12 protein-coding genes and 1 pseudogene are annotated in these 8,690 nt (G+C 31.4%); 3 read left to right on the forward strand and 10 right to left on the reverse strand.

What is annotated here, in order from left to right; genetic code table 11:
* Nucleotides 1–765, forward strand: a 765-nt coding sequence (locus tag DESAMIL20_RS01610; protein ID WP_143340218.1) for an IS200/IS605 family accessory protein TnpB-related protein, incomplete at its 5' end; no start/stop codon positions are given.
* 18 nt (nucleotides 766–783) lie between these two features.
* A complete protein-coding gene (locus tag DESAMIL20_RS01615; protein ID WP_086033142.1) occupies nucleotides 784–1,047 on the forward strand; it encodes a hypothetical protein in 264 nt (87 codons plus the stop codon).
* Here DESAMIL20_RS01615 and DESAMIL20_RS01620 read toward each other — a convergent pair.
* The 10 genes from DESAMIL20_RS01620 to tnpA form a co-directional block, all read right to left on the reverse strand.
* The gene (locus DESAMIL20_RS01620) at nucleotides 1,039–2,025 is read right to left on the reverse strand and encodes a hypothetical protein (protein ID WP_086033143.1); all 987 of its coding nucleotides are present in this window, start codon (nucleotides 2,023–2,025) and stop codon (nucleotides 1,039–1,041) included. The genes DESAMIL20_RS01615 and DESAMIL20_RS01620 overlap by 9 nt on opposite strands.
* Nucleotides 2,022–2,675 carry a hypothetical protein gene (locus DESAMIL20_RS01625; protein ID WP_086033144.1) on the reverse strand — a complete coding sequence of 218 codons (654 nt, stop codon included), beginning with the start codon at nucleotides 2,673–2,675 and terminating at the stop codon, nucleotides 2,022–2,024. The genes DESAMIL20_RS01620 and DESAMIL20_RS01625 overlap by 4 nt, the downstream gene beginning before the upstream one ends.
* Before the next feature lie 97 nt (nucleotides 2,676–2,772).
* Nucleotides 2,773–3,732 (reverse strand): hypothetical protein, encoded by a 960-nt coding sequence (locus tag DESAMIL20_RS01630; protein ID WP_143340219.1) that lies wholly within the window; start codon nucleotides 3,730–3,732, stop codon nucleotides 2,773–2,775.
* 252 nt (nucleotides 3,733–3,984) lie between these two features.
* Nucleotides 3,985–4,635, reverse strand: a complete 651-nt coding sequence (locus tag DESAMIL20_RS10560; protein ID WP_204218548.1) for an HU family DNA-binding protein — start codon at nucleotides 4,633–4,635, stop codon at nucleotides 3,985–3,987.
* Between the two features lie 185 nt (nucleotides 4,636–4,820).
* Nucleotides 4,821–5,114 (reverse strand): HU family DNA-binding protein, encoded by a 294-nt coding sequence (locus tag DESAMIL20_RS01640; protein WP_086033146.1) that lies wholly within the window; start codon nucleotides 5,112–5,114, stop codon nucleotides 4,821–4,823.
* An 83-nt stretch (nucleotides 5,115–5,197) separates the two neighbouring features.
* On the reverse strand, nucleotides 5,198–5,431 hold the full coding sequence (locus tag DESAMIL20_RS01645) for a hypothetical protein (RefSeq protein WP_086033147.1): 234 nt from the start codon (nucleotides 5,429–5,431) through the stop codon (nucleotides 5,198–5,200).
* A gap of 8 nt (nucleotides 5,432–5,439) precedes the next feature.
* Nucleotides 5,440–7,116: a transposase gene (locus DESAMIL20_RS01650; protein WP_204218549.1), complete on the reverse strand. Its 1,677-nt coding sequence runs from the start codon at nucleotides 7,114–7,116 to the stop codon at nucleotides 5,440–5,442.
* Nucleotides 7,106–7,708 (reverse strand): IS607 family transposase, encoded by a 603-nt coding sequence (locus DESAMIL20_RS01655; RefSeq protein WP_086033148.1) that lies wholly within the window; start codon nucleotides 7,706–7,708, stop codon nucleotides 7,106–7,108. Before DESAMIL20_RS01655 ends, DESAMIL20_RS01650 begins: the two co-directional genes overlap by 11 nt.
* 61 nt (nucleotides 7,709–7,769) lie before the next feature.
* Complete coding sequence (locus DESAMIL20_RS10745; protein WP_275074212.1) at nucleotides 7,770–7,901, reverse strand: hypothetical protein; 132 nt, start codon at nucleotides 7,899–7,901, stop codon at nucleotides 7,770–7,772.
* Nucleotides 7,902–7,969: 68 nt separating this feature from the next.
* Nucleotides 7,970–8,377 (reverse strand): IS200/IS605 family transposase, encoded by a 408-nt coding sequence (gene tnpA, locus DESAMIL20_RS01660; RefSeq protein WP_086033149.1) that lies wholly within the window; start codon nucleotides 8,375–8,377, stop codon nucleotides 7,970–7,972.
* 64 nt (nucleotides 8,378–8,441) lie between these two features.
* Between tnpA and DESAMIL20_RS01665 the strand changes: the two are divergent.
* Nucleotides 8,442–8,690 (forward strand): annotated as a pseudogene (locus tag DESAMIL20_RS01665) (RNA-guided endonuclease TnpB family protein); the annotation flags it as partial.

The following is an 8,690-nucleotide window of genomic DNA, read 5'->3' on the forward strand; positions in this document are numbered from 1 at the left end:
CCATTTAAACACTATAATGCAAAGTTCAACAGGATATTATCAAAACTCAATGAATCAAAGTCTCAAGAGGTATTGGAGTGGGGAACTTCTAAAACAAATACAAAGTATCCATTAAAGTATACTCAAAGAGGCAAAGACATAAATAAATTCATATCGTTCTTATACTTCAAAAGAAACAAATACTTTTATGATCAATTCCACAAAATTTCAAAACGCATTGTGGAGTTTTTGCATCTCAACAATGTAACAGACCTTTGCTTATCTAAAAACCTTGCAGAACTTAAAAACAATGGGGAATGTAAATTAAGCAAATCAGTAAAGCAGGGTTTCATCCAAATACCTTTTATAAAGCTTTTAAAAAACATTGAATATAAAGCACAGGAGGTGGGTATAAATGTTTACTGGATAGATGAAGCGTATTCTTCTAAATCAAGCTGTATATCAGATGACATAATCAGCATACAGCTGAATAAGCCCAAATCAACTAATGCTTTCAATGGAAAGCGTGTTGAGAGAGGGCTGTTTTTAGACACAGTAATATCTAAAATATTCAATGCTGATATTAACGGGGCAGTAAACCACATTAAGATTGCAGCAGCAAAAAGCTTTGAGTGGCTAAAAAACAGCTTATTTAAGCTTTGCAACCCAATAAAAATAAAAAGCGACTACGAATTCTGCAAGTTCCTAAAAAACATGCAGAATAGTGTGTCGGGTAAGTCTGTGCTTTGGGCAAACCAAAGCACAGAAGCGTCGGGGTCTACTTGAGTAAGTTTTTGACAGAAAATGGTAGATGTAAGTCGACGGATCAACGATTTAAGACTGGAAAAAGGCAAAATAAAGCTACGAGAAGATGATAAAAGCTTTTTCTATTTCAGTTATGTTTCTTTTGAAGATGACAATTTGGTAATCTATGAAGATATGCAACTAAAAAATGATTTTTTCTCAAACACTGTAAATGTTAAAACAATACCGCTTGACGACGAAAAAGCAATAAAAAGCGCTTTAGATGCGATAGAAGAAGCATTTAAAAAAATTTACTTAAGTTAAAGTAAAATTATACAAAAATGGTATACTGCATTGTATATATCTTTCTTTAAAATATTCTTTAAATTCGTCGGTTTCCGCACCTATAAAAGCATAGTAAGAAGCTATTTCTATAAAGTCTATAATATTCTCTGCTACTTTTAAATTTTCTATTTTCTGCTTTATTAAACTGCTTTTAATTTCCTGTTCTGCCACAAACAATAATTTCAGTATATCATCACGCATTTTGTCTGGACTTTCTTTGATAACAGAGCATACGCTTGTAAAAGTATGCGGGAAGTTTTTATTTGTTTTACCGAAAAGCCAAAGAATGCCATCATAAAGATACTGCATTGTAGGTGCTTTGCTTTTACTGAATGTGCCTTTTTCTTTTGCCCTTTTATAAACATTAATTGTCATTTTAAATTTTACAAAGTAATCTAATGCGGTTTCTAAAGTATTTTTATCTAGTATCATATATTTATAATCACTTATATCTATGGGTTCGGTTTCATTAGGATATTTTGTTGTCATCTTAAAGCAATGAGGGCAAGGTGTTTCAAAATATTCTTTAACGGTTTTTGTTTCAATGCTGATTTTTCTTGATAAATAATTAAGATTGCATTTATCGCAGTATTTAATTGAGTAGTTATCAAGTTCTCTTTCTATGCAAATTTTTACTAATTCGTGCGGTATATTTAAAATATCCGCAATCATTATTGTATTTTTTAAAAGCAGATAAAGCGCTATAATCTGTTCCTCGTCTTTTCTGGTTAGCGTGTCTTTTTCTGTTTTCTGTTCTTTAAAAAAGCTTAATTGAAGTATACTTCTGACTAATTTTAAGCGTTTCAAGTATGTGTTTTTAATTATGCTGTTATTGCCTAATCCGCTTAATTTATAGATTTCGTTGTTTGTGGTATTCGGAAATTTCTGTAAAAATAAATATGCTATCGGGAATGTATCTTTTAGTATAAGGTTTGCGTCTTTTTCGCTAAGTTTCACTTTTCACTCCTATCGGGTTGCGTTTTTCTTGGTCTGCCTTTTTTTCTCTCTTTATTCTCATTCTCATTTTTTTGGCTGACCTTGCTATCATCTATCTCATTTTCTCCAATCTCACTCTCATTACTCTCGTTACTCTCATCACCGGGAGCTTGTTCGTTTAAAGCTTGTTTTGCCTCTTTATCTGCCAAAGCTTGGTTGACTTCATTGTAAACAGTTTCAATATCTATTTTTGAATTCATAAGAAGCTGAATAAGTTTGTTATTTACTGCACGGAGTTTGTCTATTTCATCGGTTTTAGGTAAAAACTCTACTCTGCTTTTTATTAAGTTTTCTCCAAAAAGGTTTATTAAGCCTTTTATCTGACTGTATGAGTCTAAAATATTAAGTTCATTGACATCAAGGTTTTTTACATTTTCAATTAAAATCAATGCGTGTTCGTGGGATATTAATAATTGGCTTTCAAGGAAAAATAAAAAATTAGTGTAGTCCATAGATTTGTAAATACTATTGAGTTTCATCAGTATAAACAAGTCTATAAAGTTATGTATCATTACTAAATCATCAATATTTGATTTAAAATCTTTTCGCAAGAAAGCAAAATTAAAAAGTTCCATTATTTGATTTTTTTTGGCATTTTCGGCATCAGACATAAATTACTCCTTTTTTTCTTTAAAAATCTCCTATAAAATTATATGTTTTAATTTTTAAAAAGTCAAGAAAATGTAAAAAAATATATAAAATAATTATTCACATATTTTGAATTTTGCTTGCCATTTTTTGTATAAGACTAGAGGATATATTTAAATCAAATTTATTGCTTTTATCTTGATTATCTGTTAAATCTATTGCATTTGCAAAATACATTATCACAATATCTCTCAATGTTTTAACAGAATTATGCATATTCAATATATCATCAATCGTAAGCTGGGCTTGCCTATGCAACCAGTTAATATTTATTTGACTATCACTTGGAAGCAGTTCTTTTAAAGTAAATAAATTTGCCTTTAAAAAAATCTTTGTTTTATTTTTTGGTAAAAGCTTATAAAGATGATTTTCGTCTAATATATTCTGTAAACTGTTTCTTATAAAATGTTTTATGGTTATTTGAGTGTAGTTTTCTTGTGAAATACGCATTGCAAAATCATTTGTATTAAAGTCTTGACAACTGATATTGATATTTGGATTTAAAAAAATTTCTAAAAAATCACTAAAATCGTTTTTTAAAATTACAAATTTATTACCTGCGCTTAAACACTCTAATTGTTTATCGGAGGCTGAAATTGTTATTTTTTGATTGTCTTTTACAGAACGGAAAAACTCATAAAGCTTTATTTTTGTCTGTTTTTTCTCTTTAAGGTGTTTTTTATTTAATATTTCTAAAAGCGTTTCGTGTATGTGCGGTATATTAATAATAAAAACATCTTTGCTGTTTATTTTTATTTTTTCTCTGGTAGATTTTATTAAAATGATTAAAATTTTGTGGTTATTTGCTTTGGCAAAATCTAAAATTAACTCACATAGTTTTGTTTTTGTTAAAATACCAAAACTTTCTCCGATAACTATTGCTTGGTAATTTAAAATTAAATTACCATCAAGCAGTTGTTTTATGCTAAAACTCTCATCAATTTCAAACTTGTTTTCAAAAATAGCTTTTAGGTATTGCTTTACAGGTGCGTCTTTAATAAAAAATAATGCTTTTTCCATAAGCAAATAATGCAATCAATCGTATTTGCAAAACCAGCAGGCTTTGCCCCCCCTGTTTCGCTTTTTCTCTCTCATTCCTTTGCCCTTATTTCATTTTATCTCTCTTGTTTTTCCTGCCCTAATTTCCTTAAATCCCTTTATCGTTTCCACGCTAATCACTTTTATCTCTCTTATTTTAACACTCTTTTCTCTCTTTTTATTCTTATCGTTTATGCCCTTATATCCTTAATCGTTCTGCTTTGTCAGCGTTGACTACTTTAATGGTTGCTTGATGGCTTCTTTAAGTTCTCTTCCTGCTTTAAAAGTAGGCATTCTACTTGGTTTTAATTTTACTTGTTTACCTGTAAGAGGATTTCTGCCTATTCTTTCTCCTTTTATTTTAAAAGCAAATTTGCCAAAGCCTATAAGGTTAATAAACTTGCCTTCTTTAAGCGTATCTTTCACTAAATCCAAGAAGTTATCAACGATTATATGCGCTTCTTTTTCGCTTATTTTTAACCTTTCGGCATAACTTTTAATAAAATCAAGCTTACTTAAAACCTCTATTTGCGTTTCATCAGCAGTTTTAGATGGTTTTGCCTTTGCCTGTTCTTTTTTAATTACCATTTCCTTTACGGTTTCTTTTATTTCTTTTGCTGTCTCTTTTGCAGGTTCTGGCTTCTTTGTCTGTTTTACTTCTGTCTTTGTTTCTGTTTTAGCAGTTTCTGCCTTTGCTTTTACAGGTGCAGGCTTTTTGCTGGTTTCTGGTTTTTTTACTTCCACTTTTTTTGTTTCTGGTTTTTGCGTTGTCTGTGTTTTAGTTGCTTGTGTTTTAGTAGTTGCAGCTGCTTTTGTTTTGGTTTCTGGTTTAGCTGTTTGTTTTATTTTTTGCTTATCTTTTTCTTTTTTTTCACTTTTTGCCATCATAACCTCCTTATTTTTTAAATCTTTAAAAGTATAAGTAATTATTTAGTAAAAATCAAGAAATTGTTTTTTAAAAATAGACAAAACTAATTTTAACAGTTTTTAAAAAAAGACCGCCATCATCGTGTCTTGTGTGATGATGGCAAATATAAAAGGGGGTAGGTAGGGCTTAGATAATGTCAAACTTAACCGTTAACAGCTTCTTTTAGTTTTGTGCCTGCTTTAAACATAGGCAATTTACTTTCAGGCAATTTTATCTTTTCTTTGGTTTGCGGATTTATGCCTTCTCTTGCCGCTCTTTTTGATACATAGAATTTTCCAAAGCCTGTAATGTTTACTTCTTTGCCTTGTTTAAGTTCTTTTTCAACCAGCTCAATAAAACCACTTAAAAATTTTTCTGCATCCGCTTTTTTAAATTGAGTTTTTTGTGCGAGTTCATCTACCACATCGCTTTTAGATAAGCTTTTTTTCTCTTCCAAAAGACACCTCCGAAATGTTATTTTACAAAATAATACTTGACTTTTTTTTAAAAGTCAAGTAAAAAAAAATAAAATTGTTTTTTTTATGTAACAGGTTCACTTGCTTTTTTAAAGCTGTCTTTATCGGTAATCTTTTTTACAGCTTCTTTAAAACTATCTTCATCAATCTCACCCAAGATAAACTTAGTGCATAGTTCTTTTAAATTTTTGCAATTATTAAGTTGCTGTTTAAGTAAAATTTCTTTCTTTCTTTTTTCCAGCTCACGCAATTTAGTTTTCATCTCTTTTTCTTTTTTTTCTAATTCGGTTAGTTCCATTCTTTCCGTCACTCTAAACCTATTAAACTCTGATATAAGCTATTACCATAACTGCTACCAGAATTCAGTTTACCGTATTTAGAGCCGTGAGCATTGCTCACCTGACGCTGCAATAGGTCAGTGCCTATTGCCTTACCCGACACGCTATTTTGCATCAGTCTGCAAAAATCGCAGTCGCTTTTTAGTTTTATTGGGTTGCATAGCTTAAAGAGTTTGCGCTTTAAGTAGCTTGTGTTAATGTCTTTGGCTATCTTGATGTGATTAACTGCGCCGTTTAAGTCTGCGTTGAATACCTTTTTTATAGTTGTGTCTATAAATAGTCCCCTTTTAGCACGCTTTCCAGAGAAAGCATTAGCTAAATCTGTTTTGGCAAGCTGTTTTATAGTATCATGCCCTAATGCTTGAGCCTGTTTTTGAATATAGACTACATTGCCCGATACTGAGCTTGTTTTAGATGAATAGGCTTCGTCTATTATATGGACATTGATGCCGTAATATTTAGCTTTGTATTCTATATCTTTAAGCAGCTTTATAAACGGTATCTGTATGAAATTCTGCTTTTGGGCTTTTCTTAAGTTGCAATCACCATTGTTTTTAAGCTGCGCAAGGTTTTTTGAGATGTAAAGGTCTGTTACATCATGCATTTGGCAATACTCTAATATGCGTTTTGATACCTTGTGAAACTTATCAAAGAAAAAGCGGTTGCGCTTAGAGTGCAAGTAAGAAATAAACTTCAGTATCTGATAGCCTTTTTTATCGTATTTTGCAGGATATTTAGTGCCTGTTTTAGAAATAGACCATTCTAATACATGGTCTTTTAAAGATTCCTGCAGTTTACCCAAAAGCCTGTTGAATTTTGTATTGTAATGCTTGTATGGTTTGCCGTCCACTATGAGAGATGGAGTGGTTTCATCGTTTACAAAAAGCGATGCAAGGTTGTTTAAGCCTATATCAAGTCCTGCTTCTTTTACAGGCTTTAAAAGCTTTAAGGGTTTGATTTTCTTGATGTAGGATACCTGCAGAGAAATCTGACTGCGGTCAAATACCAATTTAGCGCTGTTAATGTTTTTAAGATTGCCAACTATGCTTTCTATATCGCTTTTGCTGTGATGGATATAGAGCATTTTGTCGGCAAGGTTAATGCCAATTAGGTTTTGATTGAGTTTTTTAAAAGACAAAGAACAGTATTTGTCTAAATCTATTGAGTAGTTTAAAAGCTTTGAAAGCTTTTTGGCTTTTGGAGGCTTTGGCATTCCTGTATAAGCGGATGAGTTTTTATTATAAGCTTTAAGGTTTGTAAAGTAGGTTTTGTAATTTGCTTTTACTCTTTCTATGCAGTAAGTAAAATTGTGCTGTTTTATGGTTTTTACAGTCTCTTTTAAAGCTTGCCATAGTTTGTGGTCTTTATATTTTTCGTTTAAGTAATTGCTGTCTTTAGAATTTTTGGAGTTGTAATTAAGCAGAGCGTTTCTGAGTGTTATCTTGCTGGTTAGGTATTTAAAGTCGTTTTCAGTCTTGCCTTGCAAAAACAGTTCATAATTTTCTTTGATTAGTATAAGCAGTATGTTTTCAAAATGGCGGTATTTGTAGATATAGTCTGTCAGAGTCTTAACAAACTTTTTGTTTTTTATTCGTATGGTGAATATCCTTAGTTCGCTGTTAAGCGGAAGTTTATTAGCGTTCATCTAAAAGCCTCTGGGCTATTTTCTTGTTTATGTGAGAGCGTTTACCATTAAGCTTGCAGGAAAATACGTGTATGATATTTAAAATATCTTCAACAAGTTCTTCTTCGGGCGGTTTTTCTTCTTCAATATTTATTGGTTCTATTTTTGTGTCATTGAGTTTTGCAAACTCTTCTATGAGTTCAAAGCCGAATCTTGCAAGCCTGTCTTTATAGAGTATATAAACTGTATCAACCTGTTTTGCGGCAATAAGCTTTAAGAGTTCTTTTAAGCCTTTCTTCTGGTAGTTAATACCGCTACCTATATCCGATATTATTTTAAATTTTTTGCCCTGCTTTGCCAAAAACAATTCAAGCAGGTTAATCTGTCTTGTCAAATCATCTTTTTGATGTTCTGAACTTACTCTTGCATATCCTACATTGATGCGTTCAGCTTTGCCTTGTCTTTGCAAAATCTCATTGAGCTGTTCTTCGCTATACATTCTATGCTTGCCTTTTGTAAGATAAGCGGGTTTTAGCTTTCCCTGCTTATCCCATTTGCGCAATGTCTGGACTGTAACGCCTATAAGCTTTGCAAATTCAGTAATGTTATACATACAGTTATATAATAATACAAAATACTAAAAAGTCAAGAGGAAAATTAATCATTTTTGATAATTAAACAGATTTATTGTAACTGTTAAGAGCACTTTCTAATATTTCTTTATCTATTTTATCTTTATATTCTCCAAAAAAACCTATTTTTCCTAAAAATTCTATTACCTCAAACACAGGCAAACCAAATTGCATAGCAATTTCGGTAATAGTTGAACCAACTTACCATCGCATTCCTCTCCTATAACTCTGTTTAGGAGAGGTTAGATGGGTTTTTCTTGGTTTTCTATATATTGCTTTATTATGTCTATAGGAGCGCCACCCGTGCTTAAAATACAATATGATGGACTCCAAAAAAACGGTTTCCAATAAAATTGCTTTAAGTAATCTGCAAATTCTTTTCTTATTAATCTGGACGAAACAGTTTTAAAGTTATTTACAAGCTTTGATAACTGCAAGTGCGGATAGCCTTCAAAAGCAATGTGCATATGGTCTGTTTCAGTTTCTACAGCTATAAGCTTACAATGCCATTTATTTTCAAAAATGTCTTTTGTGATAGCCTTAAGTCTTTCATTGATTTCACCGTTAATTACTTTATGCCTGTATTTAGTTACTACAACTAAGTGGTATGTTAGCTTAAATACTGCGTGTCTGTTTGAGTCTAAATCCATAAAATACCTCTTGACAACTAAATAATCTGAGGTATAATATACTTATGTTTAAAGGAGGTGTCAAGTGAAAATAGTCAAAACCGCTAAACTCAAAATACTCAACAGAAACCAAAGCTTGATGCCTACGCTTGAGATTTACCGCAAAGCATTGAGTTTTTACATAGATGCAGTTTATAAAGAATGGAATAGCGTTAAAGATATACAAGACATAAAAGCCCAGGTTACATACCTTGAGAAAATAACACACAAAACAGCCAAAAACCCAAATCCTCCATACGACTTTGATAAAGACTTTTATAAGTTTCCAAGCTAC

The organism is Desulfurella amilsii (genome assembly GCF_002119425.1).
GTDB classification, from domain to species: Bacteria; Campylobacterota_A; Desulfurellia; order Desulfurellales; family Desulfurellaceae; genus Desulfurella; species Desulfurella amilsii.